The sequence below is a fragment of the Acidovorax sp. FG48 genome, from assembly GCF_057809085.1.
Genome location: NZ_JBMDJH010000012.1, coordinates 23,481 through 50,375 on the forward strand (window position 1 = coordinate 23,481; position 26,895 = coordinate 50,375).

The window sequence follows — 26,895 nt, forward strand, 5'->3', positions numbered from 1 at the left end:
CGTGGGGCAGGGCGCAGTGCGTTGAGGCCACGCAGCTCAGGCGGCCTTTTGCAACTGCGTGCTGCCGATCAGCGCGCACACAGCGTCGGTCACCTGTGCCGTGGTGGCCGTGCCGCCCAGGTCGCGGGTGTGCAGGGCGGCGTTGGCGGTGACCTGCTCGATGGCCTGCATCACTGCGCGGGCGGCGTCGGCCTCGCCCAGGTGCTCCAGCAGCATCACCACCGACCAGAAGGTGCCGATGGGGTTGGCCAGCCCCTTGCCCATGATGTCGAACGCCGAGCCGTGGATGGGCTCGAACATGCTGGGGTAGCGGCGCTCGGGGTCGATGTTGCCGGTGGGCGCAATGCCCAGACTGCCCGCCAGCGCGGCGGCCAGGTCGCTGAGGATGTCGGCGTGCAGGTTGGTGGCCACGATGGTGTCGAGCGTGGCTGGGCGGTTGACCATGCGGGCCGTGGCAGCGTCCACCAGCTCCTTGTCCCACTTCACGTCGGGGAACTCGGTGGACACCTGCGCGGCAATCTCGTCCCACATCACCATGGCATGGCGCTGCGCGTTGCTCTTGGTGATGACGGTGAGCAGCTTGCGGGGCCGCGACTGCGCCAGGCGGAAGGCAAACCGCAGGATGCGTTCCACCCCCACGCGGGTCATGATGGACACATCGGTCGCTGCCTCGATGGGGTGGCCCTGGTGCACGCGGCCGCCCACGCCGGAATATTCGCCCTCAGAGTTTTCGCGCACGATGACCCAGTCCAGGTCATTGGGGGTGCAGCGCTTCAGGGGCGCATCAATGCCGGGCAGGATGCGTGTGGGCCGTACGTTGGCGTACTGATCGAAGCCTTGGCAGATCTTGAGGCGCAGTCCCCACAGCGTGATGTGGTCGGGGATGTCCGGGTCGCCCGCCGAGCCGAACAGGATGGCGTCCTTGCCGCGCAGCGCATCGAGACCATCGGCCGGCATCATCACGCCGTGGGCGCGGTACCAGTCGCCGCCCCAGCCGAAGTTCTCAAACTGGAACTGCAGGCCCGTGTGGCGGGCGGCCAGGGCTTCCAGTACGCGTTGGCCGGCGGGAATCACTTCCTTGCCGATGCCGTCTCCGGGGATGGTGGCGATTTGGTAGGTTTTCATGAAGGTCTCTGGTCTTGGTGTGTGAAAGCGTCGGGGAAGGCTTGCGGGGTTGTCGGGCCGCGAAAAAGCGGGTGGAACAAAAACAATGAGAGCGACTGTAGGTATCCGCTCGTTGTAAAAACGGCGGCCAAGTGAATCCATCATTAACCTGCAGTTGATAATGCGGCGATGAGCTCCACCATCCAGCCCGCAGAACTGGGCTTCTTTTCGGCACTGGCCGCCAGCCCCAGCCTGAGCGCCGCTGGGCGTGAAATGGGCGTCACCACCGCCGCCGTGAGCAAACACCTGGCGCAGATGGAAAAGCGCCTGGGTGTGGTGCTCATCAACCGCACCACCCGGCGCATGAGCCTCACGCCCGAGGGGGAGTTGCTGCTGGAGCACGCGCGCCGCATCCTGCGCGAGATCGACGCGCTGGACGAACTCATCGTGCAGTCCAAGGCCAGCCCCAAGGGCCTGCTGCGCGTGAATGCCACGCTGGGCTTTGGCCGCATGCACATTGCCCCCGTGATCTCGGACTTTGTGCGCCAGTACCCCGAAGTGGATGTGCAGCTGCAGCTGTCGGTGCACCCTCCTCCGATCACCGACGATGCCTACGACGTTTGCGTGCGTTTTGGCGAGCCGCCCGATGGCCGCGTGATTGCCCGCCGCATGGCCCCCAACCGGCGCGTGCTGTGCGCCGCACCCGCCTACCTGGCGCAGCACGGCAGGCCCCGCGTGCCGCGCGACCTGATGGAGCACCAGTGCATCGGCATCCGCCAGGGCGATGAGGCCTACGGCCTGTGGCGCCTGACCACTGGGCGTGGCAGCAAGGCGCATACCGAGTCGATCAAGATCACCGGCAACCTCACCACCAACGACGGCGAGATTGCCGTGTTGTGGGCGCTGCAGGGCCACGGCATCGTGATGCGCGCCGAGTGGGATGTGAACCGCCATCTGGCCCAGGGCCTGCTGGAGCCTGTGCTGCCGCAGTACCACACACCTGCGGCCGACATCTATGCGGTGTATCCGCAGCGGCACCAGTTTTCGACGCGGGTGCAGGCGTTTGTGGGGTTCCTGGCCGAGGCGTTGGCCGCGTCAGGCACGCTGGCAGGTGTGGGCGTGGGTGGCCGCACGGACAAGCGGCGTGCCGTGCGTGTTTCTTGATCTGGTGGGTGGCGCAGGTGCTGCTGCCGGGTTAGGGTGTTGGCGAGGCGGGTTTTGATTCCTGTGGCCTCTCTGGTGCTCTTCAGCCCGCCGGCTTTTCCCTTGCTTTGATCGTCCCTGTTTTGTCCATGAAAACCTTGTTGCCGCTCATCTCCCCGCTGTTGGTTGCCCTGTTGGCCGGGCCCGCGCAGGCCGCCGATTCGCAGGTAGCAGCCGACTGGTCCCTGTCCGCCGATGGCGCCTATGTGCTGGACCAGCGCGCCGGCCTGGCCTGGCCGCGCTGTGTGGAGGGCATGCAGTGGAATGGAAAAACCTGCACCGGCCAGCCCCTGCTGCTGGACCGTGCCGAGGCCACGGCCCTGGCTTCGGACCGCTGGAAGGCCGAGGGCGTGGGCTGGCGCATTCCGCGTGCGGCCGAGCTGCAGCGGCTGGTGGACAAGTCGCTGTCGCCCCCGGGCCTCAACCCGATTTTGTTTCCGGTGGCGCCGGGCCAGTGGCACTGGTCGTCCACCGCCAACGTGAGCGCGCCCAGCGTCAACCAGTACACCTACGGCAACATTGCCCAGGGCCGCGCGGGCGATGGCGCGCGGCAGGCCGCCATGATCAACGGCTGGGCGGTGAACCTGTCCACCGGCGAGGCGCGCGGCGATGCGGCGCGGGCCAGCAAGCTGCCCGTGCGGTTGGTACGGCCGATGCCGGTGGGTGGGGGCAAATAGCCTTTCGCCTGCAGACCGGTGTATTGGGCAGGTGGGCTACGCAGGGTTGGGCGTTTTATGCAGTCATGGGCTGCTCGTCGGCCGCTGCGAACACCTCGCGCGCGGCAGTCAGTCCGTTGAGTGCAGCGGGAAAGCCAGCGTACACCGCCATCTGCATCAGCACCTCCACGATCTCTTCGCGGGTGACGCCCACGTTCAGCGCGGCCTGCAAATGCACCTTGAGTTGGGGTGTGGCGTTGCCCAGCGCGGTCAGCGCAGCGACGACGGCAATCTCGCGGCTGCGCAGGTCGAGTCCGGGGCGCGAGTAGATGTCGCCAAACGGAAACTCGATCAGGTAGCGCGCAAAGTCGGGGGCAATGTCGGCCAGGCTGGCGACGACACGCTCACCCGCGTGGCCGTCGATTTCGCGCAGCTTGGCGAGGCCCTGGAGATAGCGGGGTTGGGTTTCGGGGGACATGGGAGCTTCCTTGGTGGGTGGACGACGGGGTGGGTCGAAGGGAAGCTTCCAGGCCCTGGTAATGCTCGATCTTGGCTTGCAGGGCCTGCGCGGCTTGCTGCATGGCGGTGATCGTTGCCAGCACCTGCGCCAGGTGCTGTTCCAGCAACTGGCGCCGCTCGGGGGCGGTGGCGTTCCCTTCGCTGCGCAGCCGCGCAAAGGCCTGCATATGCCCGATGGGCATCTGGGTCTCGCGAAGGCGCAGCAGGAATCCGATCCATTCCATGTCCGACGCCGCATAACGGCGCTGGCCGCCGGGTGCGCGGGCTACTGGCGCAATCAGCCCGGCGCGTTCGTAATAGCGCAGGGTGTGTGCCAAGCGCCTGTTTACGATCTCGCAGGGGATCGCGTTGGAGCGCAATCGGGATGAGCGGATGCTTCGGATGCGCCGCATGGGCTCATGCCCATGCAAGCGGCTGGGGCGTCCAATCACCCGATTTCGCTCCAACCCTTCGGGCAGTGGTCTTTGCGGGCGGTCTGCGGCGTTGCGGCGCTTGTGGATAGCGGGGCTATCCACTGCGCACCGCGCCTTGCATCCCATCCCGCAAAGACCGCTGCGCGACCCCTGCGAGATCGTAAACAGGCTCTACGGCCTGTGCGTTTGGCGACTTCGGCAATGGTGAGGAGGGATGCCATGGGAACAATTCTGAAAGTTGGAGCGCACTCTAAGTCAAGCGCCACGTGCATGGCTTGAGACTGGGCGTGTGAAAGCGTTTTTGGCCCCTAGCTGTAGCGCACTGCGTGCATCGGTCGACCCAGGGCATGGGGGCTGCGCATGGGGGGCAGCCATTCACCGAGGGGACAGCGCGGTCGCGCAGCTTGGTCAAGAATGCGGGCTGGTGGTGGTGTGACGCCGTCAAAAAAGCGGCACCCTTTCACCACACTGCGCGGTCCAGCGCGTAGGCCCTTTGTCCCATCTTCTACCTGCGAGTCCTCCATGAACCCCTCCATCCCCACCACCGCGCTGCAGTTGCGCTCGCTTGTGCAAGCCGATGGCACCTTGCAGATCAGCCTGGAGCCGACACCCGTGCCCACGCCGGGGCCGGACGAAGTGCTGATCCAGGTGCAGGCCACGCCCATCAACCCGTCGGACATCGGCCTGCTGCTGGGCCCGGCCGATTTGTCCACCGTGCAGGTCACGGGCACGGCCGAGCGGCCGGTGGCCACAGCGCGCATCCCGGAGCGGGCCATGCCCGGCATGGCAGCACGCCTGGGTCAGAGCATGCCAGTGGGCAACGAGGGCGCGGGCCTGGTGGTGGCTGCGGGCGCATCACCCGCCGCGCAGGCGTTGCTGGGCCGCACGGTGGCGGTGATTGGTGGCGCCATGTATTCGCAATACCGCGCCATGCCGGCGGCGCAGTGCCTGCCGCTGCCGCCGGGCACCACGGCGGCCGAAGGCGCATCGTGCTTCGTCAACCCGCTGACGGCGCTGAGCATGGTGGAGACCATGAAGCGCGAAGGCCACACCGCGCTGGTGCACACCGCAGCAGCTAGCAACCTGGGCCAGATGCTGCTCAAGATTTGCCAAAAGGACGGCGTCGGCCTGGTCAACATCGTGCGCAAGCCCGAGCAGGCGGCGCTGCTGCGTGAACTGGGCGCCCAGTATGTGTGCGACAGCAGTGCGCCAAACTTCATGGCCGAGCTGACCGACGCGCTGGCCGCCACGGGCGCCACCATCGCGTTTGATGCCACGGGCGGCGGTACGCTGGCCGGGCAGATCCTGCAGTGCATGGAGGCCGCCATCAACCGCAAGGCCAAGGAATACAGCCGCTACGGCTCGGCCGTGCACAAGCAGGTGTACCTGTACGGCCACCTGGACACGCGCCCGACCGAAGTGCACCGCACCTTTGGCATGGCCTGGGGCATGGGCGGGTGGCTGCTGTTTCCGTTTCTGCAGAAGATTGGCGACGAGGCGACGCAGGCGCTGCGCCAGCGTGTGGCGGCCGAGCTGAAGACCACGTTTGCCAGCCACTATGCGCGCACCGTGTCGCTGGCGGGCGCGCTGAGTGCAGAGTCCATCGCCTTCTACGGCCCGCGCAACACCGGGGCCAAGGTGTTGATCGACCCTTCGCTGTAAGCGAGGTTGCAGGGGCGCCCCTGGCGCCCTGGGGGGCCTACACCGCAGGCACCAACAAAAAGGGCTCCCAGTGGGAGCCCTTTTTGCCTGCCCGCCCCTGCGGTTCAGTTAACACTCCCCATGGCAGCAGCACCCGCACCGCGCGAAGTGCCACCGCCATGGGAAGTCCCGCAACTGCTTCAATCCAACTCAAGCAGTTGGTCTGCCAAATTACATGGCGCTGAATTCACCCGAAGGGATCTGGCCGGTGCGAACAGCTTCGGCAGCCTGGGCACGTACGGCAGCACGGTCGGCGGTGGACTTGTAAGTCGCCACGCGCGAACCTGCGGGTTCCATGCTGTGGGTGCGGGCTTCGGTGACGGCTTCAGCAGCCACTTCAGCGCGGGTGCGGTTCGTGTCGAACTTCAGGGCAAATTGCGAGCCATCGGCTTCGTCAGCATGGGCGCCAAAAGCGGCGAAAGCGGCAACAGCGGCGACGGAGAGGAAACGAGCGGTCTTGTTCATGATGAAAATCCTTGAAAGTTAAAAAAGCGTCTCAAAAAAGCCGGGTCAAAAACCATTCCTGAACCGGGTTCGGTGAGTCGCCTTGCGGGTTCGGCTCATCGATGGGATGAACTGTACGCCGATGGTGTTCAGAGAAAAACCACCCAGTCGCAAACTAACTGTTCCAGTATTGAGAACAATCTTTCCTTCTTCCCGCGCTCTGCGGGGAATCTTTCAGCGCTCGAATTTTGTTGGAGAAAACTGTATATTCGTACAGTATCAAACCACAGGAGAAGCAGCGCCATGCAAGTCATCGAATCCACTTACGTCGTCAACCTCCGCGACTACCCCGAGGAGCTTCCGGCCAAGGAGCGCATAGCCGCCGAAACCCGGTACGCCAGGGCCCTGGAAAAGCAGCTCGGCGGCCCCGAACAGGTGGCGGCCGCGCTCGACACCATGCAGAGCCTAGAGGAGTCGCCCCCCGAGGTGGTGTCCCCGGGCGATCTCACCCTGCTCAAGGCCTGGGGCAAGGCCAGCGTGGCTGCCCGGCAGGCCGGCTTCCGGGATCTGGGCGAAGGTGAGGGCGCGTACTTTGAGGTGCGGCTGGTCTGAGAGGCTGAGAGTCCTTTATCCACGCGCTCCTTGCACGCCCATACCCCCCCGTCGTTACCAATGCTCGCCATAGCCTGAGCTATGGCTGTGCTTTGCGCCTAGATCCGAGGCGTATGGGCGCGCCGTTCGGGCCCGGCTAAAAAGCTCTCAGCCTCTGAGCCTGAAAGCCCAACGCAGGCCATGGCGTTGACCGAGCCGCCGTGCAGGCGCGTGCGGGGTGCAAGGGCCGGGTCGCCCCCGTGCTTGCGCAACCGCCGTGGGGGCAGATACTGTGTGTACATTGCATTCCCTGCACCCTCAACGCCGGAGACACCACCCCATGACCCTGCCGCTTCACCCCCTGGACCCTGACCTGTTTGCCCGCGCGCTGCCGCTGCTGGACGACGAGTGGTTGACCCGCGACCCCGAGCTGGCGCCCGTGCTGCCCACGGTGCTGGCACGCAATGTGGGGCAGGACTGGCACAAGGCGGGCACGTTTCGCCACCACCTGGTGGGCGTGACGCGCACGCTGACGGTGTGGCAGCAGCCGCGCGACGTGCGCCTGCTGGGCCTGCTGCACAGCGTGTATGGCAATGCGTTTGTGGACCTGGTGAAGTTCGACCCCGCTAAGGAACGCGCCCGGGTGGGCGAGATTGCGGGCGAGTCGGCCGAGCACTTGGTCTACCTGTTCTGCACCCAGTCGCGCACGCAGTTCGTGCAAAAGGTGCTGGCCCATGCGCTGGAGGCGGACGGCAGTCTGGTGCTGCAAAAGGATGGGCAGGACCACGTGCTCACGCCCTACGAGGTGGCGGCCTTCATCATCGTGAGCATGGCCGACACCATCGAGCAGTGGTTCAGCTGGCAAGACGACATCTTTTCGCGCTTTCCGGACGTGCAACACCGCAACCAGAAGGCGCACTGGGCTGCATCGCTCTGGCCCGGGCCCATGCGGCCGTCGGGGCGCATGGTGCACCAAATCAACGGGCTGGCCAAGGCGCTGCAGCACCCGGGCCTGAAGGACGTGCTGCCCATGCCCCCCGTGTTTGCACATTGCACGCAGCACCTGTCGGCCGCCAACGAGGCAGCAGCCACGTCGCTGTACTGGTCGGTCATCCAGCAAGACCAGCCGCTGGTGGACCTGGACGTGGCCACCGGCGTGCTGGAAAGCGCGGTGCGCCACAACCCCTGGGTGGGCGAGCCGCAGATGGTGCTGGCCCAGCTGTATCTGTCCGCTGGCCGCAAGGACGACGCCAAGGCCGCTGCCGAAAGCGCGCTGCACCTGTTCAGCGCCTGGGGCAATGCGTGGGACAAGCGCGTGCAGTGGGACGCCTGGGTGGCCTGGACGCGCATCTTGCTGCAGGGCGCGACGGTGGAAGGCACCTGGCCCGAGCGGCTGGACAAGCTGAACAACGTAGCACTGCGGGGCTGAAGAAGGAGCGTTGAGTGCTTGTTATGCGATTGGGTTGTAATGAAATGAAAACTTAGTCGTTCCTGTTTTATCGGGGAAACCCTAGGATGCGAGACATCTCTCAACGAAAGGTTTTCCCGTGAACAACAACAAGCGCCTTCTCCTGCAATCCGCTCTGGCCCTGGCTGCCGCAGCCACTTTCTCGTCAGGCGCCATGGCCCAGGACAAGCCCATCAAGGTGGGCGTGACCGGCGGCCCCCACGCGCAGATTTTTGAGCAGGTGAAAAAGGTCGCCGAGAAGGACGGCCTCAAGATCCAGATCGTCGAGTTCAGCGACTACGTTCAGCCCAACGCTGCGCTGGCCGCTGGCGACCTGGACGCCAACAGCTACCAGCACAAGCCCTACCTCGATGCGCAAGTGGCCGACCGTGGCTACAAGCTGGTGTCGGTGGGCTACACCGTCAACTTCCCCATCGGCCTGTATTCCAAGAAGGTCAAGAAGCTCGAAGACCTGAAGGAAGGCGCCAAGTTCGGCATCCCCAACGACCCCACCAACGGCGGCCGCGTGCTGCTGGTGCTGCAGGACAAGGGGCTGATCAAGCTGCGTGACGGCGCGGGCCTTAAGGCCACTCCGCTGGACGTGGTGAGCAACCCCAAGAAGCTCAAGTTTGTCGAACTGGACGCCGCCCAGCTGCCCCGTTCGCTGGACGACCTGGACGCCTCGGCCATCAACACCAACTTTGCGCTGTCGGCGGGCCTGAACCCTGGCAAGGACGCGATTGCGCAAGAAAACGCCAAGAGCCCCTACGTCAACCTGATCGCCGTGCGCGAGGCTGACAAGGACAAGCCCTGGGTGGCCAAGCTGGTGAAGGCCTACCACTCTGAAGAGATCAAGAAGTTCATCCAGACCGAGTTCAAGGGTTCGGTGCTGCCAGGCTTCTAAAGCCGCGATGGATCGCTCCATGGCGCCGGGCCGGCAGCGGCCCGGAGCGGTGGCGGTCCTCTCTCCTTGCGCGAGCAGGGCAGTACCGGGTTGAGCAGGTACGCACCGGCCATGGGTTGCAGCCCTCCGACGCTCTCGATCAGGCGGCGGTGTTGTGGCGCCGCAGTCTCGGGGGCTCAACAAAAAAATCCAAGCCATTTGGCACCCAGCGCCCATCCCATGGTCGCTGGGTGCTATTTTTTTAGTAGCTTATTTCTGTGTCAGTGCCCCGGCAAACCGCAGGGGGAAAAGGTGGGCTGCACTTGCGGCCACAATGGGAGGGGTAACGTTCTGTAGCAACTGCGCCCAGCACACCCCCTCCATCCCAGCACTGACCCATGTCCTTCGCGGAACGAATCCTCACAGCGGTCTGGTTGAGTGCGACCACGCTGACGTTCCTGGCGTCTTTGTGGGTGCCTTCTGTGGGCTTGCGGTTGTTTCTCGACAACGCCTCCTGGACACTGGCTTTCTGGCTGTCTGCCTTCTGGGCCTGGCGCGGCTGGCGGCAGGCGCCGCCCTCTGACCGCGCGTTGCATACCGGTCTTCTGTCCTTTGCCTTGCTCGTTGCACTGGGGCAGATGGTGTGGAACGCGCAGGTGGCGCTGGACTGGAACCCTTTCCCGTCGCCCGCCGACCTGCTGTTTCTGGCGGGGGGGCCGCTGTGGGCGGCCACCGTCATCCGCGCCACGTTTGCACGCCTGTCGCGCGACCGGGCCTACCCGGCGGCGCTGGATTTTGGCGGCACAGTGCTGGCGCTGCTGGCGTTCACGCTGGTGATCTATCTGCCGTCGGGTGGGGTGGGCTCGCTGGCCGTGGGCACGGTGCTGGTGCTGTACCCGGCCGGGTTTCTGGCAGCAGCAGGTGTCACGGCGCTGGCCATTCCTACGGTGGGGGTGCGCATCGAGCGTTCTCACGTGCTGGTGCTGCTGGGCCTGTTGGGCTATGGCCTGAGCTGGATGCAGTGGAACCTCATGGTCATCAGCGGCACGGTGCAGCCGGGCATCTGGTTCAACGCCAGCTTCAGCGTGTCGGCACTGGTGCTGGGCTGGGGCGCGCGCTGGCTGCGGTTTGCCATGTCGGCAGATGCGGCCTACCGCCGCCAGTGCGACCAGGCCATGAACTACGTGCCGCTGCTGTCCATGACGCTGGCGGCCGTCACGCTGGTGCTGCTTTTTGTGGCGCCTGATGGGCGCGCAGGCATGCAGGCACTGATCCTGGTGTGCTGCCTGCTGGTGCTGCTGCTGGCCGCGCTGCGGCAGACCATTGTGGTGAGCCTGCTCAACCGCCTGCGCACGGCCGAGGCCGCCGTGCTGCGCAACGAGGAGCAGCTGTACCGCGTGGCGCACTTTGACGCACTCACTGGCCTGCCCAACCGCCGCTACTTTGAAGACGCGCTGGAGCGCGCCGTAGCCGAAGCGGCGCGCGACACGCACAGCACCAACCGCCGCGTGGCGTTGCTGCTGATCGACCTGGACCACTTCAAGAGCGTGAACGAAACCTACGGCCACCGCGTGGGCGACGCGCTACTGAGCGAGGTGGCCCAGCGCATCACCCAACTGCTGGCAGGGCAGGGCCTGGTGTCGCGGCTGGCCAATGATCAGTTCACGGTGATGCTGCTGCGCCCCGCGTCGCGCACCGAGCTGGCGCAGCTGGCGGCCTCGCTGGTGGAAGGCCTGGCGCAGCCGTGGGAGCTGTCGGAGGTGGGCGCGCAGTACATGGGCGCCAGCCTGGGCATCAGCCTGTACCCGGACGACTCGGCCAACAGCGTGGAACTGGTGCGCCACGCGCATTCGGCGCTGCATGCCACCAAAAGTGCGGGGCGCGGCTCGTACCGCTTCTACATCGAGGAGTTCACGCAGATCACGCGCGGACGGCTGGAGCTGCGCCGGCGCCTGCACAACGCGCTGCAGGCGGGCGAGTTCGCGCTGGTTTACCAGCCCCAACTCAACCAGCAGCGCCAAACCGTGGGCGCCGAGGCGCTGCTGCGCTGGTCGGTGGATGGCAAGGCCGTGCCGCCCGACGAGTTCATCCCGCTGGCCGAGGAGAGCGGGCTCATCGTGCCCATCGGTCTGTGGGTGTTCGAGACCGCCTGCCGCCAGATGGCGCAGTGGCGTGCCGAGGGCTGGCAGGTGCCCGTTGTGTCGGTCAACGTCTCCACCATTCAGCTGCGCGAGCCGGGCTTCACCCAGACCCTGCTGGGTGTGACCCAGCGTGCCGGGGTCACGCCCGCCAGTCTGGTGCTTGAGATCACCGAGTCGCAGCTGCTGGACGAGTCGCTGTACGCCATCGCGCTGGAGCTGAAGAACGCGGGTGTTGCGCTGTCGATCGACGACTTTGGCACCGGCCACTCGTCGCTCATCAAGCTCAAGCGCCTGCCGGTGAGTGAGCTGAAGATCGATAAGGTGTTTGTGCGCGACATCGTGGTGGACGTGAACGACCGCGAGATCTGCGCTACCGTCAACGCGCTGGCCCGCACGCTGGGGCTGGAGGTGGTGGCCGAAGGTGTGGAAACCGAAGAGCAGCTGCAGTTTTTGATCCGCATGGGCTGCGAGCGCTTTCAGGGCTGGCTGTTTGCCCCGGCCCTGCCGCCGCAGCAACTGGCCGAGCAATGGTTGCGGCGACAGGCGCCACACGCTGCGCAGTGACTGCAGGCATGGCTGGGGCTGGGCGCCGTATTGCCCGTGCGCGGCGTATCAAAAATGATAGCTGGTAAGGCATGTGGCACTAGCGCATCCGGCCGTTTTTGCTGGATAAAAGCCAAAACCCGGCACGGGGCTGAGTTCTAGGGGGGTTGCAGGGCTTGCGCCTTGCGCGCCGTCGTTGCTGTTGCTGCGTTTAGGCGGCCTGCGAGACGCGGCCCTGGTTGGCGGCCACGCTGGTGTGCGTGGAAATTTCCACGTTGGCCGAGGCCAGTGCGGCCGCCTTGGCGTCCGGGCCCATGGCCACGCCTTCGGCACGCACAAAGCGCACATCGGTGATGCCGAAGAAGCCGAACACCACCTTCAGGTAGCTCTCCTGGTGTTCCATGGCCTGACCGCCTTCGCTGGCGGAGTAAACGCCGCCACGGGTGGAGGCCACGATCACCGTCTTGCCACCAGCCAGGCCCACGGGGCCCTTGTCGGTGTACTTGAAGGTGCGGCCGGCTTGCGCCAGGCGGTCGATCCAGGCCTTGAGCTGGCTGGGGATGGAGAAGTTGTACAGCGGCGCGCCAATCACGATCACGTCGGAGGCCAGGAACTGGCTCACCAGCGCTTCGGACAGGGCGTTTTCATTGCGTTCCACCTCGGTCGCAGCGGCCTGGCCGGTGCGGAAACCCAGCGACTGCGCCGACAGGTGTGAAGGCGCTTGCTGTGCCAAGTCCAGGTATTGCACGGTGGTGCCAGGGTGGGCGGCTTGCCAGGCGGCCACGGTGCGGGCGGTCAGTTGGCGGGACACGGATTGATCACCGGTGATGGCAGAGTCAACGTGAAGCAGTTGCATGAGGGAACTCCTTGGGTTCTGTGGATCGGAGCCACAGCGTGTGGCCATGGAATGAATTTTGGAGATGGATCGATTTGTTGATAAGGTAGTGAACTTGCGATAGATTGTTCTATCCATAGAACGATTGAAGTGTTACGGACCTGTCCATGCAAGACCTCAACGACATGCTGTATTTCGCTGAAGTGGTGGAGCGCGGTGGCTTTGCCGCTGCGGGCCGCGCGCTCGGCATCCCCAAGTCGCGCCTGTCGCGCCGGGTGTCGGACCTGGAGACGCAGCTGGGCGTGCGCCTGCTGCAACGCACCACCCGCAAGCTCTCGCTGACCGAAGTGGGCGAAGCCTATTTGCGCCACTGCCAGGCCATGCGCGAGTCGGCCCAGGCGGCGGCCGACACGGTGGCCCAGGTGCAGACCACGCCGCGCGGCACCATCCGCGTGAGCTGCCCGGTGACGCTGGCGCAGACTGTGGTGGCTGAGCTGATGCCCCGGTTTCTGGCCCAGTACCCCGAGGTGCGCATCGACATGCTGGTGAGCAACCGGGCGGTGAACCTGGTGGAAGAGGGCATCGACGTGGCGCTGCGCGTGCGCCCCTCGGTGGACGATAGCGGAAGCATGGTGGTCAAGCGGCTTGATCACACCACGCAAATCCTGGTGGCCAGCCCCGAATTGTTGATTCGCCAAGGCACTCCCCAAACGCTGGACGATCTGGCCAAGCTCGATAGCATCGCCATGTCGGCGCCCGACGGGCGCTCCACCTGGAACCTGATCGGCCCTGGCGGCGCGCACCAGCAGGTGCAGCACACGCCGCGTTATGTGGCCGACGACCTGCTCACGCTCAAATACGCAGCGGTGGCCGGCACGGGGGTGTGCTGGATGCCCGACTACATGTGCCAGGAAGAAATGCGCGAGCGCAAGCTGGTGCGGGTGCTGCCCGACTGGGCTCCCGCGCCCGCCATCGTGCACGCCGTGTTTCCGTCGCGCCGGGGGCTGTCGCCCGCCGTGCGGCGCTTTCTGGACTACCTGGGCGAGGCCATGCCCGGCCGCAGCAGCCTGAGCACACGGCAGGCCCTGCAAGGGCTCGACGGCGCCAATATCTGAGGCCAGGTTCCTAAGGCCAGGTCTTGACGCACTGAGCGCAAAGCCTGCGCCTGTGCACGGGTTCGGTGGGCGGAGCGCTTTTTGGCGCCACAATGCAACGAATTGCAACTGTGCGGGCTACGCCCGTCCGTGTGGTCGGCACACGCGGCGGCCCGGGGACTTTTTGTGACTGCTCCACACCCCATCGACCAAGACATCCGGCAAGCCCGCGTGCACCCTGCCGTGCGTGCCATCGTGATCCCGCCGTGCCCCGAGTCGCTGCTGCGCCTGCAGGAGATCGTGGCGGCACCCGAGCTGGACTCGACCGCGCTGGAGCAGCTGGCATCTTCCGACGTGGCCCTGGCCGCCGCCGTGATGCGGCTGGCCAACAGCCCGCTCTACGGCCTGGCCCAGCCGGTGCAGACCGTGGGCATGGCGCTGACGGTGCTGGGGCTGCAACCGGCGGTTGAGCTGTTGTCTGCCTTCATCACGCGCAACGCGCTGCAGGTGCGCTCGCCGTTGCTGGAACATTTCTGGGAAAGCTCGCAGCGCCGCGCCATTGCGTGCGAGCACATCGGCCACCAGCTCTACAGTCTGGACCCGGGCCTGGGCTACAGCTTCGGGCTGTTCTGCCATGTGGGCATGCCGGTGCTGGTGAAGGCCGTGCGGGGCTATGCAGGCACCGTGACCGAGGCCCTGGCGCGCAAGGACCGCACCTTCACCCAGACCGAGAACGCCAGCCACCGCACTGACCACGCGGTGATGGGCGCCATCGTGGCGCGCACCTGGCACCTGCCGGGCGACGTGGCCCAGGCCATCTGGCTGCACCACGACTTTGCGTGCCTGAACGACGAGCGGTTTGACCCCACGGTGCGCCATCTGGTGGCGCTGGGCCTGCTGGCGGAGTTTCTGGTCAACCAACACGACGGCCTGGCCCCGACGCGCGAGTGGACCCAGCACGGCCAGGCCTGCATGGACCACCTGCACGTGACGCAGGATGAGCTGGATCACTGGATCGACGCGCTGCACCCGGCGTTTGAGGCGGTGCGGTTCTGATGCTTTTGACGAGCGGTTGATTCGCCGCTGCTACGACGGGCCGTCGCGCTCGCCCCATGCGGTCGTGATACAGCCCTGCGGGGCCTGCCGGTGCGATTTTCAGCGCGCCGCTTCCAGCAACTCCACCAGGCGCGTGTGCCCCCGCTGTGCCGCCAGCTGCGCCGCAGTCAGACCATCGCGGTCCACCAGCGTCGGGTTGGCGCGCAGGGCCAGCAGCCGCTGCACGGTGGCGGTGTGGCCGTTCATCGCGGCCAGCATCAGGGCGGTTTTTCCTTCGGGGTCGCGGGCATCCACCGGTAAGCCCTGTTGCACGAGGGATTCGACCTGTTGGGTCTGGCCTGTGCGCGCGGCCTCCCAGACGGTGCTGGACAAGGCCGCGCCCAGATTTTTTTGCATGGCAGGGGCTGCGGCAGCCGCGTGGTGGTCGCGCGATGCAGAGTCAGCCTGCGCGCTGCGGGCGGCTGGTGCGGTAGCCGGAGCGGCCTCCTGGAGAGCCGGTGCTGTGGAGGCTGCTGCGCGCTCGCGCCTTTCAGCACCGGACTCGGCGCGGGGGGCTCCGGCCATCGCGGGTGCGGGGGGCGATGCTGGGAAACCGGAGAGGGCGCCTGCTGCGCGAGGCGCTGCAAGGGCTTCCTGCTCAGTGGTCGAGGGCGATGCGGGGGGCGCCTTGGCCGCAGGCTGTTGGGCTGCTGGTATGTGCACAGGCGCAGGGGCGGCTCCTGCGGAGGGCTTGGAGGGCAAGGCGTCGGCCGATGGGCCGGTGCTGTTCCGTGCATTGTTCTGCGCGCTTACGGGTGCGCGCGAAGTGGCTGGTGAAGGCTCAGCCGGTGGCTGCGGCGTCGGAGGGGCTTCCGGTGCAGGAGTTGCCGGCGCCGGCGCCTCGGCCCGGCGGTGGCTGAAAGCAGCGTCCCGCTCTTCGGGCGTGCCGCGCTCGAACTGCAGCATCAGCAAGCCGGTCAGTCCCACCACAGCCAGGGTGGCCAGGGCCGAAATTTTCCAGCGGGCCTGGTTGGCGGCAGGGGCCGTCACTGGGCCTGCTGATGCCGATGCCGCAGCCTTGGCGATCATCTGGGCGTGGGCACGCACGGCCTCGCGCACATGCGCGCCGGGGCGGGCGCCTTCCTGCTCGCTGGCTTCGTGGTAGCGCCGGACCAGTTCGTCGTCCTGCCGGGTCATACAAACTCCTTGAGGTGCTGGCGCAGGCTGGCCCTTGCGTAGCGCAGGCGGCTCTTGGCGGTTTCAAAGTTCACGCCGGTGGCCTCGGCAATCTCCTGCACGCTCAGGTCGCCTTCGGCTTGCAGCAAAAAGGCCTCGCGCTGCTCCAGCGGCAACTGCTCCACCGCCGCAATCAGCGCGGCCGCCTGCTCGCGCGACTGCAGTTGCCGCGCGGGCCCAAAGCCCGAGTCGGCCACCAGCGTGTCGGCCAGCGTGCGCGCATCGTCGTCGCTCGCATCCAGGCTGGTGTGGTGTTTGGCGGTGCGCAGATGGTCCACCAGCCGGTTATGCGCCAGGGTGAACAACCAGGTGCGAAACTTGGCCTTCACCTCATAACGGGCGGCATTGCGCGCCACTGCAAACCACACGTCTTGCAGCAGGTCGTCGGCCACCGCCTGCACCTTCACGCTGCGAAACACAAACCGCCACACAGCCAGTTCGTGCCTGGCGTAAAGCCGGTCGAACGCGGCCATGTCGCCACCGGCGTAGCGCAGCATCAGCGCCTCGTCGGCGTCTTGGGCATCGTAGGCATCGTCAGAGTGCGGGGCGGCGGGCACCCGGGCATTATGCGAAACCCTCATGCACGCACGGGCCGGCCCAGGCCTACCTGGGGTCGGGTACGTACGACAGGTTGTCCGACTGCGGAAATGCGCGGGGCACCGAGGGCACGGAGGGCCGGGCGATGGGTTCGCGGATCACGCCGCTGGCGATCAGGTTCTCGCGGCTGTCGTAGCGGATGCTGATGATTTCATTGGGTTGCTCCTGCAGGCGCGTGAAGGTGGTGTGGGTGACGACCGAGGTCTCGCGCTGGCCGTGTGCTGTGCCCAGCTTGGCAGATGGCATGGGAGCGGCCTTGGCCACACTGTCAGCAGATGGCGAGCGGGCAGAAGACTCAGCCTCGGCCGATGGGGCCGGGGCAGCAGGCCCACCGGCAGCCCCAGCGGCTGCGGGCGATGGGGGTTCCTCCCGCAAGCGCCCGAGACCCAGGCCGTTGTCGCGGCGCTGGCTATAGGGCTCGGGGGTGATGGCCGGGGCAGGCTGGTGCACCGGTGGCTGTTCGCGGAACAGGGCCACGCCAATCACGCCCACATGTGCCGGGCGGCCCGTGCGGGCGGCATACGAGTTGGCGATGTGCGAAAACTCAAAGGCCGCCACCTGGCTGTCGCTCTTGCGCCAGCCGGTGATCTGGTAGCGCTCGTGCGGCGAGAACACATAACCGCGCTGGTCCCACGCAGCGGTTTCGCCGCTGAGCACATTCACGCCGTCCACCGACGGCACGGCCAGCACCCGCTCGCCCAGCCGGTTGCGCACGCTGATGGCATAGCGCGCACCGGGCCGCCCTGCCACCCAGTGTTCGCCTCGGGCGTAGTGCACGGGCAGGGTAGCACCGGTATCGCGGTCCACGATGGTCACGTCGGCCAGGCGGCCAATGGCTTGGGCAGGCAGGTGGGCCAGGCCCAGCAGTGCTGTCAGGGCGGCGAGCGCGGGCAGGGTGAGTGAACGGGGTTTCATGGCAGCTCCATCAAAAAAGTGGTGGTGCTGGATGAAACGAACGGGGCGGTCGAAAGGGGTTAAATCCCGCGAAAAAAGATATTGGGGTCAGACACTGCCGAAATGCGGGTGTTTTTAGATGATTTGGCGATTAAATAACAAGAATTAAGTCGTTTGGGTTTTAAAGGCTGGCTCGCAGAATGCCAGCCTGTGACCGCTACCACCTCCATCATCATCGTCCCCGGCTGGCGCGACTCGGGTCCCGGCCACTGGCAGAGCCTGTGGGCCGAGCGCCTGCCGCATGCGCGCCGTGTGGTGCAGGATGACTGGATCACGCCTACGCGTTCGGCCTGGGTGAGCCAGCTGGAAAAGACGGTACTGGCTGCGCCCCAGCCTGTGGTGATCGTGGCGCACAGTCTGGGCTGCATTGCCACCACCCACATGGGCCCTGAGGCTGCGGCCAAGGTCTGCGGCGCGCTGCTGGTGGCCCCGGCCGACCCGGAGCGCCGCGCCATCCTGAGCGACTTTGCCCCCGTGCCCTATGCCGCTTTGCCGTATCGCAGCATCGTGGTGGCCAGCAGCAACGACCCGTTTTGTCCCATCCGCCTGGCGGGCGCCTATGCGCGAGCCTGGGGCAGCGAGTTTGTGCGCATGCAGAACGCAGGGCACATCAATATTGACTCGGGCCATGGCGAATGGCCTTTGGGCTGGGCGTTGTTGCAGTCGCTGGAGGGGGATCACACTGGTAACCGACCCATGGGCGGCTACGCGCAGGCGTCCTCTGCTGCCGCCTGATTGCTATCTTATTAATAGCTTGCTGCGCGCATTGCACTAGCGCTTGGGGTCTATGGGACCCAAAAACTCTCGCCTGGGCAGCAGCAGCGGGCCCGGGTGGCTTGACGTCAGTGCACCCCTGATAGCGCTTATATGCAGATTTTCGATTAATTAACAAAAATATATTCTTTTGAGTTTTAAGAGGGGGTCCGCACAATGCGGAATCTCCAGCATTTTTTGGCCAACCTCACCATGACTTCTCTGAAACTCAAGACCCTCCTGGCCTCCCTGGCCCTGGCCGCGAGCGGCATGGCTGCCGCTCAAAATTCGCTGCTCAACGTGTCGTATGACGTGGCCCGCGAGTTCTACAAGGACTACAACACTGCCTTTGCCGCCCACTACAAGAAGACCACCGGCCAGGACGTGAAGATCGACCAGTCGCACGCTGGCTCCAGCGCCCAGGCCCGCGCCGTGAACGACGGCCTGGCCGCCGATGTGGTGACCATGAACACGACCACCGACGTGCAGTTCCTGGCCGATAACGGCGTGGTTGCCAAGGACTGGGCCAAGAAGTTTCCCAACGACGCATCGCCCACCACGTCCACCATGCTGTTCCTGGTGCGCAATGGCAACCCTAAGAACATCAAGGACTGGGACGACCTCATCAAGCCCGGCGTGCAGGTCATCGTGGTGAACCCCAAGACCGGCGGCAATGGCCGCTATGCCTACCTGGCCGCCTGGGGCGCCGTGCGTGAAAAGGGCGGCACCGACGCGCAGGCGGCGGAGTTCGTGAGCAAGCTCTACAAGAACGTGCCCGTGCTGGCCAAGGGCGGGCGCGATGCCACTGCCACCTTCCTGCAGCGCAACCAGGGCGACGTGCTCATCACCTTTGAATCCGAAGTGGTTTCCATCGACCGCGAGTTCGGCACGGGCAAGGTCGATGCGATTTACCCCTCGGTGAGCGTGGTGGCCGAGAACCCCGTGGCTGTGGTGGAGCGCACTGTGGCCAAAAAGGGCACGGCCCAGCTGGCCAAGGCCTACCTGGACTATCTGTACTCGGACGAAGCGCAGGAGATCGCCGCCAAGCACGCCATCCGCCCACGCTCGGAAAAGGTGCTCAAGAAGTACGAAGCCACGTTCAAGCCGCTCAAGCAGTTCACCGTGGCCAAGTATTTCGGGTCGCTGACCGAAGCGCAGAAGGTGCACTTCAATGACGGCGGCCAGTTCGACAAGCTCTACACGCCCGGCGCCAAGTAAGTAGGCGGCGCTTCTCCCGACTCACCACTGCATCTATGACCGCTGCGACTGCCGTGGCCGCAGCCCCGGCCGGACGGCGCGCGCCCAAGCGCGTGTTGCCCGGCTTCGGGCTGTCACTGGGCTACACCCTTTTCTACTTGAGCATCATCGTGCTGATCCCGCTGTCGGCACTGATCTTCAAGACCTTCACCCTCACCTGGGACCAGTTCTGGGCCGCCATCAGCGCGCCGCGCGTGCTGGCGTCTTACCGGCTGACGTTTGGCGCATCGTTCATCGCGGCGCTGGTCAACCTGGTGTTCGGCCTGCTGATCGCCTGGGTGCTGGTGCGCTACAAGTTCCCGGGCAAGAAGATCGTGGACGCGCTGGTGGACCTGCCATTTGCGCTGCCTACGGCCGTGGCCGGCATCTCGCTCACGGCCCTGTTGGCGGGCAATGGCTGGGTGGGCAGCATTCTGGAGCCCATGGGCATCCAGTTGGCGTTCAAGCCCGCAGGCATTGTGATTGCGCTCATCTTCATCGGCCTGCCGTTTGTGGTGCGCACCGTGCAACCGGTGTTGGAAGACGCCGAGAAGGAGCTGGAAGAGGCCGCCACCTGTTTGGGTGCCACACGCCTGCAGACCTTCACCAAGGTCATCCTGCCCTCCATCACGCCCGCACTGCTTACCGGCTTTGCCATGGCGTTTGCACGGGCGGTGGGTGAATACGGCTCGGTGATCTTTATCGCGGGCAACATGCCCATGGTGTCGGAGATCACGCCGCTCATCATCATCGGCAAGCTGGAGCAGTACGACTACGCAGGCGCCACCGCCGTAGCCGTGGTGATGCTGGTCATCTCCTTCATCCTGCTGCTCATCATCAACGCGCTGCAAGCTTGGCAGCGCCGCCACGCGGGGGCTCCAGCATGAGCGGCGCCAACTCTCGAACTGTTCGCCGCGCCCAGGCCGGCACCACCGAGGCATCTTGGGTGCGCTATACGCTGATCACGCTGGCACTGGCTTTCATGCTGCTGTTCCTCGTGCTGCCGTTGGCCGCTGTGTTTGCCGAGGCGCTGCGCAAGGGCTTTGGCGCCTACCTGGAAGGCTTGCGCGAGCCCGACGCCTGGTCGGCCATCAAGCTCACGCTGATCACCGCGCTGATCGCCGTGCCACTGAACCTGGTGTTTGGCGTGGCGGCGGCCTGGTGCATTGCCAAGTACGAGTTCAAGGGCAAGGCCTTCTTGACCACGCTGGTGGACCTGCCGTTTTCGGTGTCGCCTGTGGTGGCCGGTTTGATCTATGTGCTGATGTTTGGCGCGCAGGGCTGGTTTGGCCCGTGGCTGGCGGCGCATGACATCAAGATCATCTTTGCCGTGCCGGGCATTGTGCTGGCCACCGTGTTCGTGACCTTTCCGTTCATCGCCCGCGAATTGATCCCGCTGATGCAGGCGCAGGGCAATGACGAGGAGCAGGCGGCCATCGTGCTGGGTGCCAGCGGCTGGCAGACCTTCTGGTACGTGACCTTGCCCAACATCAAGTGGGGTTTGCTGTACGGCGTGATCTTGTGCAACGCCCGGGCCATGGGCGAATTTGGTGCGGTGTCTGTGGTGTCGGGCCACATCCGGGGCCAGACCAACACCATCCCGCTGCACGTCGAGATTCTCTACAACGAATACCAGTCGGTGGCCGCGTTTGCCGCTGCCTCGCTGCTGGCCTTGCTGGCCTTGATCACGCTGGTCATCAAGACGATTGCCGAACACCGCAACGAGCAGGCCCTGAAGGCCGCCGCCGAATTGCCGCCCGAGCGCCCCGCGCCCGCTGGCGTGTGAAGGAAACAGAACATGAGCATTGAAATCCGTAACGTCAGCAAGCAGTTTGGCGACTTTCAGGCCCTGCGCGATGTGAGCCTGGACATTGCCTCGGGCGAACTCATTGCACTGCTCGGCCCCTCGGGCTGCGGCAAGACTACGCTGCTGCGCATCATCGCGGGCCTGGAGACTGCCGATGTGGGCACCATCCACTTCAGCGGTGAAGACACCACCGACGTGCATGTGCGCGAGCGCAACGTGGGCTTCGTGTTCCAGCACTATGCGCTGTTCCGCCACATGACGGTGTTCGAGAACGTGGCCTTTGGCTTGCGCGTCAAGCCCCGCAGCGAACGCCCGAGCGAGGCGCAGATCAAGAAGAAGGTGATGGACCTGCTCAAGCTGGTGCAGCTCGACTGGCTGGCCGAGCGCTATCCCTCGCAGCTGTCCGGCGGCCAGCGCCAGCGTATTGCGCTGGCCCGCGCCCTGGCAGTGGAGCCCAAGGTGCTGCTGCTGGACGAACCCTTCGGCGCGCTGGATGCCAAAGTGCGCAAGGAACTGCGCCGCTGGCTGCGCCGCCTGCACGACGAACTGCATGTCACCAGCATCTTCGTGACCCACGACCAGGAAGAGGCGTTGGAAGTGGCCGACCGCGTGGTGGTGATCAACCAGGGCAAGATCGAGCAAAGCGGCTCGCCCCAGCAGGTGTGGGACCAGCCCGCCAGCCCCTTCGTGTACGGCTTTCTGGGCGATGTGAACCTGTTCCACGGCCGCGCCCATGAAGGCCTGGTGCACCTAGAGGGCATGCAGATCGACTCCCCCGAGCACCAGGCGGCGCAGAACGCCAAGGCCTTTGCCTATGTGCGTCCGCACGACCTGGACGTGGAGCGCTACTCCCCGGGCGCGGGCCTGGACGCAGAAGGCCGTCCCCGTGGCATCGTGGCCCAGCTGAGCCGCGCCATTGTGGTGGGCCCCATTGCACGCCTGGAACTTATTCCGACCGATGACCACAAACCAGCGGACAATGCGTCCCCAGAGTCCCTGATCGAAGCGCAGATTCCTGCGCAGCAGTTCAAGGAAATGGGTTTCAAAGAGGGCGAAACGCTGGTGGTCACACCACGCCGCGCCCGAGTGTTCTTGGATCACGCCGCTGGTATCTGAGCAGCTTCCCTGGGGATGCCGCGCCAGGCACTGCGCGGCTTAGAGGGATAACAAAGATGTTGTTGAACTGGATCGATCAGGCCCCGCGCCGTGTGCTGGCGCTGATCAGCGTGGCCTGCGTGGCGATGCTGGCCTTTGGCATGTATTTGCAGCATGTGGTGGGCCTGGAGCCTTGCCCCATGTGCATCGTGCAGCGCTATGCGCTCATTGGTGTGGCGGTATTCACGGCCCTGGCGAGCGCACGAGGCAATCGGGGCTGGTGGATGACTTTTGGGGTGCTGGCCCTGGTCACCGCCGGGTTTGGTGCCTTTGTGGCAGCCCGCCAGAGCTGGCTGCAGTGGTACCCGCCCGAGATCGCGACCTGCGGCCGCGACTTCTACGGCATGATCGAAAACTACCCCATCAGCCGCGCCATCCCCATGATCTTCCGCGGTTCGGGTGACTGCACCGCGATCGACTGGACTTTCCTCGGGGGCTCGATTGCCAACTGGTCGTTCATCTGCTTTGTGGGCTTTGGCCTGGTGCTGCTGGCACTGCTGGTGCGGGCCTTGAAGGGCGGCACCCGGCGGGGCTCTGGCTACTCTGTGGCTTGACGGTAGCCCAGGCTCTTCCCCCAAAAAGCGCTCTACGGAGCGCTTTTTTCATGGTGGAAGGTTTTCAAACATCGGGCTCTCTGTGATGAGAGACGCCCCTGCTGGCATTGGCTTGCAACTAGCCCAGCGCCACACCCTCTGCATCCAGCGACGGCGGGCGCAACAGGTCCTCGTTGATGCCCATGGTCTGGCTGGCGCGTTCCACGGCTTGCCACAGTGGCGCCGGCATTTGCAATATCTCTTCCGGCGAAGTGGAGCGCGCGATCCAGGCGCTGATTTGCAGGTGCTGCTCGTGGGTGAGCAAGTCCAGGTTCAACATTTCGTCGATGATTTTCATGCAGGGGTAATGGGTCGAGTGGGGGCTTGGGGAGGGCTCTGCGCAGTGAAGCCCTGGGGAGGCTGCGCGGTGCATGAGGTGGAGAAGGGTTGCCCCGTGGTGACCTTGGCGCCACGGAGCGTGGTGTGCTGTGGAACAGATGGTGCCCACGGCACCGATCTCAAGCAGGTTCGGGACGGTGGCGTCAACCGGGCATCCCGTTGCTGTGCGGGAATGGTACGCCTTGCGTTCCGTCCACCCAGGCGGGCAGTTTGGGCATCACCTGCTCAAACAGCGGGCTTGCCTGCCAGTGGGCCAGCCATGCCTGCAAGCGCGGCCACGGTTGGGCACTCCACCAGACGTCATCAATGCCGGCAAACTGCCGTACAAAGGGCGCAATGGCCATGTCGGCAAGGGCTGCCCGGTTGCCATACAGACAGGTATGGTGGGTCAGTCTTGTTTCCAGCGTTTGCAGCCAATCCACCGCCTGCGTGCCGGCCCGGGCGGGGTCGGCGTCGGGGTAGCGGCTGGGGTATTTGCACCGGTCCAGCGCCTGCTTGAACGGGCCGTCGCATTCGGCAATCAGCGCCAGCATGTCCGCCATAGTGCCATCGCTGGGGCTGAGCCAGCCTTCCGGGTCGTGCTGCGCCAGGGCCCACAGCATGATGTCCAGGCTCTGCTCCAGCACCTGGCCGCCAGGGAGCACCAGCACGGGTACAGTGCCCTTGGGGGATGCTTGCAGCAGGCCCTGGGGCTTGTTCCTCAGTACCACTTCGCGCAGTTCGCACACCTGCCCACTCACGGCCAGGGCCAGGCGCGCACGCATGGCGTAGGGACAACGGCGGAACGAGTACAGGACGGGCAGGGCGGTCACGTTGTGCCATCCACGCCGTCGTCACCGGCGTCCTTGGCCGCAGTGCGCGGGGGGCGGCCGGGTTGCTGCGCGCCGATGTGTTCTTGCCCGCGCTGCCGGGCCAACTGCATCTGCCGCTCGCGCTCGGCCAGGGCACGTTCCTGCTCGGGCGTGCGGGTGCCGTGGCAATAGGGGCAGCTTACGCCGGGCACATAGTGCGGTGACTGCAGTTCGGCCTCGCCCAGGGGCATGCGGCAGGAGCGGCACAGCTGGTGGTGGCCCGGTGCGAGGCCATGGCCTACCGACACGCGTTCGTCGAACACAAAACAGTCGCCGTGCCAGCGGCTGTCTTCTTCGGGCACGGTTTCCAGGTATTTGAGGATGCCGCCTTCGAGGTGGTAAACCTCGTCAAAGCCTTGCGATTTGAGGAAGGCGGTGGACTTTTCGCAGCGGATGCCGCCGGTGCAGAACATGGCGACTTTGGGTTTGCCTGCCAGCACGCCACCGGGTTGTTTCTCTTTTTCGACCCAGGCCGGAAACTCTGCAAAGGTCTGCGTGTGGGGGTTGATGGCGCGCTCAAACGTGCCAATGCCCACTTCGTAGTCGTTGCGTGTGTCTACCACCACCACGCCAGGGTCGTCGATGAGGGCGTTCCAGTCCTCGGGCTTCACATAGGTGCCCGCGTTGCGCGCAGGGTTCAGGCCCGGCACGCCCAGGGTGACGATCTCGCGCTTGAGGCGCACGCGCATGCGGTAGAAGGGCATGCGCTCGGCCAGCGCCTCCTTGTGCTGCAGGGCGGTAAAGCGCGCGTCGCTGCGCAGCCACGCCAGCACGGCGTGCACACCCTGCGGTTCGCCCGCAATGGTGCCGTTGATGCCCTCGGGCGCCAGCAGCAGCATGCCGCGCACGCCGTTCGCGTCGCACAGGGTCTGCAGAGGCTCGCGCAGCGCCGCAAAGTCTGGCAGGTCCACAAACTGGTAAAGCGCGGCGGTGAGAAAGCGGGGTGTGACCGAGTCCACGAAAAAGGCGTTTTTGAAACAGGAAGGGGGATGATAGCTGTCACCTTTCGTTACGATGCGGGGTTACCAACGCTGCTTGCAAGGTGGTCGCATGAGCAAGGAATCCACTCTCAATCTGTTCCGTCGGCTGGAGCAGCTCAACGGCATCGGCGCCGCGCTTTCGCGCGAGCGGGACATTGACCGGCTGCTGGAGAACATCCTGGAGGCCGCCAAAACCATCACCGGCGCCGACGGCGGCACGCTCTACAGCGTGACGGAAGACCAGTCGGCGCTCAAGTTCGAGATATTGCGCACCGACTCCCTCGGCATCAGCCTGGGTGGCACCACTGGCAAGCCCATCGACCTGCCGCTGCTGCCCCTGCGCACGGCCGACGGCGGGCCCAATGATTCGCTGGTGGCGGCGCACGCGGCCATCCACGACCGCACGGTGAACATTGCCGATGCCTACAGCGCCGCAGGTTTTGATTTTTCGGGCACACGTGCGTTTGACCAGCGCACGGGCTATCGGTCGCAGTCTTTCCTCACGGTGCCGATGAAGAACCACGACCTCGAACTCATCGGCGTGCTGCAGCTCATCAATGCGCGTGACCCGGAGACGGGCGAGGTCATCACCTTCTCGCAGGCCGACCAGAGCCTGGCCGAGTCGCTCGCCTCGCAGGCGGCCATTGCGCTGACCAACCGGCTGCTCATCACACAGCTCGAACGCCTGTTTGAGTCGTTCGTGAACCTGATCAACCTGGCCATCGACGAAAAATCGCCCTACACCGGCGGCCACTGCCAGCGCGTGCCGGCCCTCACCATGATGCTGGCCGAAGCCGTGGATGCCACCCGCGAGGGGCCGCTGGCCGCGTTCAAGATGAGCGACCGCGACCGCTACGAGCTCAAGATGGCAGGCCTGCTGCATGACTGCGGAAAGATCACCACCCCCGTGCATGTGGTGGACAAGGCCACCAAGCTGCAGACCATCTACGACCGCATCGGCCTGGTGGACACGCGGTTTGAAGTGCTCAAGCGCGACGCCGAACTGGCCGCGCTGCGCCGCCAGCTGGCGCTGCGCCCGGTGGTGGACGCGCGGGCCGAGGGGCAGGAGCTGCAGGCCCTGCAACACGACATCCATGCGCTGGAGGAAGACCGCGAGTTTCTGCGCCGCTGCAACACCGGCACCGAGGCCATGCGCCCCGAGGACCAGCAGCGCGTGCGCGACATCGCCGCCATGCGCCACTGGCGCAACCCGCAAGGGGTGCAGACGAGCTTTCTGACGGCCGAAGAGGTGGAGAACCTCACCATCCGGTCCGGCACGCTGAACCAGGCCGAGCGCGACACCATCAACTACCACATCGTCGCCACCATCAAGATGCTGGAGACGCTGCCCTGGCCGCGCCACCTCCAAAACGTGCCCGAATACGCGGGCGGCCACCACGAGCGCATGGATGGCAAGGGCTACCCGCGCGGCCTCACGCGCGAGCAGATGTCGCTGCAGGCCCGCATGATGGGCATTGCCGACATCTTTGAGGCGCTGACGGCCGCAGACAGGCCCTACAAGAGCGGCATGACCTTGTCGCAGGCGATCGCCATCATGTGCAAGATGCGCGACAACGGGCACATCGACCCCGACCTCTTCGAGGTGTTTGTGCGGGAACGGGTCTACCTTCGGTATGGTGAACAGTTTCTGGAGGCGGGGCAGGTGGACGCGGTGGATGTGACCGCGATAGATTTTTGATTCCGCCGGGCGCCCAGGTGGTGCATCGTCCCGCAGTGGGTACCGATGCATTCGGATAGGTTGCTACTCAGTTGATAGCTGTTGGC

At 65.4% G+C, this 26,895-nt stretch carries 27 protein-coding genes; 16 read left to right on the forward strand and 11 right to left on the reverse strand.

From position 1 onward, the window contains the following. Positions 1-36 precede the first annotated feature (36 nt). Positions 37-1,125, reverse strand: a complete 1,089-nt coding sequence (locus ACODSU_RS16855; RefSeq protein WP_488843394.1) for a tartrate dehydrogenase — start codon at positions 1,123-1,125, stop codon at positions 37-39. A gap of 168 nt (positions 1,126-1,293) precedes the next feature. Here ACODSU_RS16855 and ACODSU_RS16860 point away from each other — a divergent pair, with 168 nt between their 5' ends. Continuing rightward, entirely contained in the window at positions 1,294-2,268 is a 975-nt protein-coding gene (locus ACODSU_RS16860) for a LysR family transcriptional regulator (RefSeq protein ID WP_422849395.1), read from the forward strand. A gap of 128 nt (positions 2,269-2,396) precedes the next feature. Next, positions 2,397-2,984 carry an Lcl C-terminal domain-containing protein gene (locus tag ACODSU_RS16865; RefSeq protein ID WP_488843396.1) on the forward strand — a complete coding sequence of 196 codons (588 nt, stop codon included), beginning with the start codon at positions 2,397-2,399 and terminating at the stop codon, positions 2,982-2,984. 55 nt (positions 2,985-3,039) lie between these two features. Here ACODSU_RS16865 and ACODSU_RS16870 read toward each other — a convergent pair whose 3' ends face one another. Both ACODSU_RS16870 and ACODSU_RS16875 read right to left on the reverse strand, forming a co-directional pair. Beyond that, positions 3,040-3,441 (reverse strand): carboxymuconolactone decarboxylase family protein, encoded by a 402-nt coding sequence (locus ACODSU_RS16870; protein ID WP_110958902.1) that lies wholly within the window; start codon positions 3,439-3,441, stop codon positions 3,040-3,042. Next, positions 3,368-4,021 carry a MerR family transcriptional regulator gene (locus ACODSU_RS16875; RefSeq protein WP_488843399.1) on the reverse strand — a complete coding sequence of 218 codons (654 nt, stop codon included), beginning with the start codon at positions 4,019-4,021 and terminating at the stop codon, positions 3,368-3,370. Before ACODSU_RS16875 ends, ACODSU_RS16870 begins: the two co-directional genes overlap by 74 nt. 396 nt (positions 4,022-4,417) lie before the next feature. On the opposite strand from ACODSU_RS16875, the gene ACODSU_RS16880 reads away from it, so the two are divergent. Then, positions 4,418-5,557, forward strand: coding sequence for a zinc-binding dehydrogenase (locus ACODSU_RS16880; protein ID WP_060983932.1), 1,140 nt, complete (start codon positions 4,418-4,420; stop codon positions 5,555-5,557). 210 nt (positions 5,558-5,767) lie between these two features. On the opposite strand, the gene ACODSU_RS16885 is transcribed toward ACODSU_RS16880, so the two are convergent. Continuing rightward, positions 5,768-6,061, reverse strand: a complete 294-nt coding sequence (locus ACODSU_RS16885) for a DUF4148 domain-containing protein (protein ID WP_488843401.1) — start codon at positions 6,059-6,061, stop codon at positions 5,768-5,770. Positions 6,062-6,343: 282 nt separating this feature from the next. Between ACODSU_RS16885 and ACODSU_RS16890 the strand changes: the two genes are divergently transcribed. From ACODSU_RS16890 to ACODSU_RS16905, 4 genes are all read left to right on the forward strand, one after another. Then, positions 6,344-6,652: a hypothetical protein gene (locus ACODSU_RS16890; RefSeq protein WP_060985737.1), complete on the forward strand. Its 309-nt coding sequence runs from the start codon at positions 6,344-6,346 to the stop codon at positions 6,650-6,652. 319 nt (positions 6,653-6,971) lie between these two features. Further along, positions 6,972-8,060 (forward strand): DUF6817 domain-containing protein, encoded by a 1,089-nt coding sequence (locus ACODSU_RS16895; protein ID WP_488843403.1) that lies wholly within the window; start codon positions 6,972-6,974, stop codon positions 8,058-8,060. Positions 8,061-8,178: 118 nt separating this feature from the next. After that, the gene (locus ACODSU_RS16900) at positions 8,179-8,982 is read left to right on the forward strand and encodes a MetQ/NlpA family ABC transporter substrate-binding protein (protein ID WP_015014367.1); all 804 of its coding nucleotides are present in this window, start codon (positions 8,179-8,181) and stop codon (positions 8,980-8,982) included. Positions 8,983-9,359: 377 nt separating this feature from the next. Continuing rightward, positions 9,360-11,666 (forward strand): putative bifunctional diguanylate cyclase/phosphodiesterase, encoded by a 2,307-nt coding sequence (locus ACODSU_RS16905; RefSeq protein ID WP_488843406.1) that lies wholly within the window; start codon positions 9,360-9,362, stop codon positions 11,664-11,666. Between the two features lie 190 nt (positions 11,667-11,856). On the opposite strand, the gene ACODSU_RS16910 is transcribed toward ACODSU_RS16905, so the two are convergent. Then, the gene (locus ACODSU_RS16910; RefSeq protein ID WP_488843408.1) at positions 11,857-12,501 is read right to left on the reverse strand and encodes an FMN-dependent NADH-azoreductase; all 645 of its coding nucleotides are present in this window, start codon (positions 12,499-12,501) and stop codon (positions 11,857-11,859) included. A gap of 146 nt (positions 12,502-12,647) precedes the next feature. Here ACODSU_RS16910 and ACODSU_RS16915 point away from each other — a divergent pair, with 146 nt between their 5' ends. Together ACODSU_RS16915 and ACODSU_RS16920 are read left to right on the forward strand one after the other, a co-directional pair. Further along, a complete protein-coding gene (locus ACODSU_RS16915; RefSeq protein WP_488843410.1) occupies positions 12,648-13,595 on the forward strand; it encodes a LysR family transcriptional regulator in 948 nt (315 codons plus the stop codon). A 165-nt stretch (positions 13,596-13,760) separates the two neighbouring features. Continuing rightward, positions 13,761-14,630, forward strand: a complete 870-nt coding sequence (locus ACODSU_RS16920; protein ID WP_209819842.1) for an HDOD domain-containing protein — start codon at positions 13,761-13,763, stop codon at positions 14,628-14,630. Positions 14,631-14,729: 99 nt separating this feature from the next. On the opposite strand, the gene ACODSU_RS16925 is transcribed toward ACODSU_RS16920, so the two are convergent. From ACODSU_RS16925 to ACODSU_RS16935, 3 genes are read right to left on the reverse strand one after another with little or no spacing between them, the layout of a single operon-like run. Then, positions 14,730-15,806 (reverse strand): ankyrin repeat domain-containing protein, encoded by a 1,077-nt coding sequence (locus ACODSU_RS16925; protein WP_488843412.1) that lies wholly within the window; start codon positions 15,804-15,806, stop codon positions 14,730-14,732. Beyond that, positions 15,803-16,426: an RNA polymerase sigma factor gene (locus tag ACODSU_RS16930; protein WP_488843414.1), complete on the reverse strand. Its 624-nt coding sequence runs from the start codon at positions 16,424-16,426 to the stop codon at positions 15,803-15,805. Before ACODSU_RS16930 ends, ACODSU_RS16925 begins: the two co-directional genes overlap by 4 nt. 22 nt (positions 16,427-16,448) lie before the next feature. Beyond that, positions 16,449-17,357 (reverse strand): hypothetical protein, encoded by a 909-nt coding sequence (locus tag ACODSU_RS16935; protein ID WP_488843416.1) that lies wholly within the window; start codon positions 17,355-17,357, stop codon positions 16,449-16,451. Between the two features lie 189 nt (positions 17,358-17,546). Between ACODSU_RS16935 and ACODSU_RS16940 the strand changes: the two genes are divergently transcribed. The 6 genes from ACODSU_RS16940 to ACODSU_RS16965 all read left to right on the forward strand — a co-directional run bounded on the left by ACODSU_RS16940 (position 17,547) and on the right by ACODSU_RS16965 (position 22,901). Further along, positions 17,547-18,131, forward strand: a complete 585-nt coding sequence (locus tag ACODSU_RS16940; protein ID WP_488843418.1) for an RBBP9/YdeN family alpha/beta hydrolase — start codon at positions 17,547-17,549, stop codon at positions 18,129-18,131. 231 nt (positions 18,132-18,362) lie between these two features. Beyond that, a complete protein-coding gene (locus ACODSU_RS16945) occupies positions 18,363-19,367 on the forward strand; it encodes a sulfate ABC transporter substrate-binding protein (RefSeq protein WP_488843420.1) in 1,005 nt (334 codons plus the stop codon). 35 nt (positions 19,368-19,402) lie between these two features. After that, positions 19,403-20,272 carry a sulfate ABC transporter permease subunit CysT gene (gene cysT / locus ACODSU_RS16950; protein WP_291444483.1) on the forward strand — a complete coding sequence of 290 codons (870 nt, stop codon included), beginning with the start codon at positions 19,403-19,405 and terminating at the stop codon, positions 20,270-20,272. After that, on the forward strand, positions 20,269-21,171 hold the full coding sequence (gene cysW, locus ACODSU_RS16955; protein ID WP_488843422.1) for a sulfate ABC transporter permease subunit CysW: 903 nt from the start codon (positions 20,269-20,271) through the stop codon (positions 21,169-21,171). Before cysT ends, cysW begins: the two co-directional genes overlap by 4 nt. 12 nt (positions 21,172-21,183) lie before the next feature. Continuing rightward, positions 21,184-22,308, forward strand: coding sequence for a sulfate/molybdate ABC transporter ATP-binding protein (locus tag ACODSU_RS16960; protein WP_298457246.1), 1,125 nt, complete (start codon positions 21,184-21,186; stop codon positions 22,306-22,308). Positions 22,309-22,364: 56 nt separating this feature from the next. Continuing rightward, positions 22,365-22,901 (forward strand): disulfide bond formation protein B, encoded by a 537-nt coding sequence (locus ACODSU_RS16965; protein ID WP_488843424.1) that lies wholly within the window; start codon positions 22,365-22,367, stop codon positions 22,899-22,901. Positions 22,902-23,019: 118 nt separating this feature from the next. Here ACODSU_RS16965 and ACODSU_RS16970 read toward each other — a convergent pair whose 3' ends face one another. From ACODSU_RS16970 to trhO, 3 genes are all read right to left on the reverse strand, one after another. Then, the gene (locus tag ACODSU_RS16970) at positions 23,020-23,238 is read right to left on the reverse strand and encodes a hypothetical protein (RefSeq protein ID WP_060985242.1); all 219 of its coding nucleotides are present in this window, start codon (positions 23,236-23,238) and stop codon (positions 23,020-23,022) included. A 184-nt stretch (positions 23,239-23,422) separates the two neighbouring features. After that, positions 23,423-24,091, reverse strand: coding sequence for a glutathione S-transferase (locus ACODSU_RS16975; protein ID WP_488843427.1), 669 nt, complete (start codon positions 24,089-24,091; stop codon positions 23,423-23,425). After that, positions 24,088-25,089: an oxygen-dependent tRNA uridine(34) hydroxylase TrhO gene (trhO, locus tag ACODSU_RS16980; RefSeq protein WP_015014351.1), complete on the reverse strand. Its 1,002-nt coding sequence runs from the start codon at positions 25,087-25,089 to the stop codon at positions 24,088-24,090. Before trhO ends, ACODSU_RS16975 begins: the two co-directional genes overlap by 4 nt. Before the next feature lie 91 nt (positions 25,090-25,180). Here trhO and ACODSU_RS16985 point away from each other — a divergent pair, with 91 nt between their 5' ends. Beyond that, positions 25,181-26,809 carry a GAF and HD-GYP domain-containing protein gene (locus ACODSU_RS16985; RefSeq protein WP_488843429.1) on the forward strand — a complete coding sequence of 543 codons (1,629 nt, stop codon included), beginning with the start codon at positions 25,181-25,183 and terminating at the stop codon, positions 26,807-26,809. Positions 26,810-26,895: the final 86 nt, after the last annotated feature.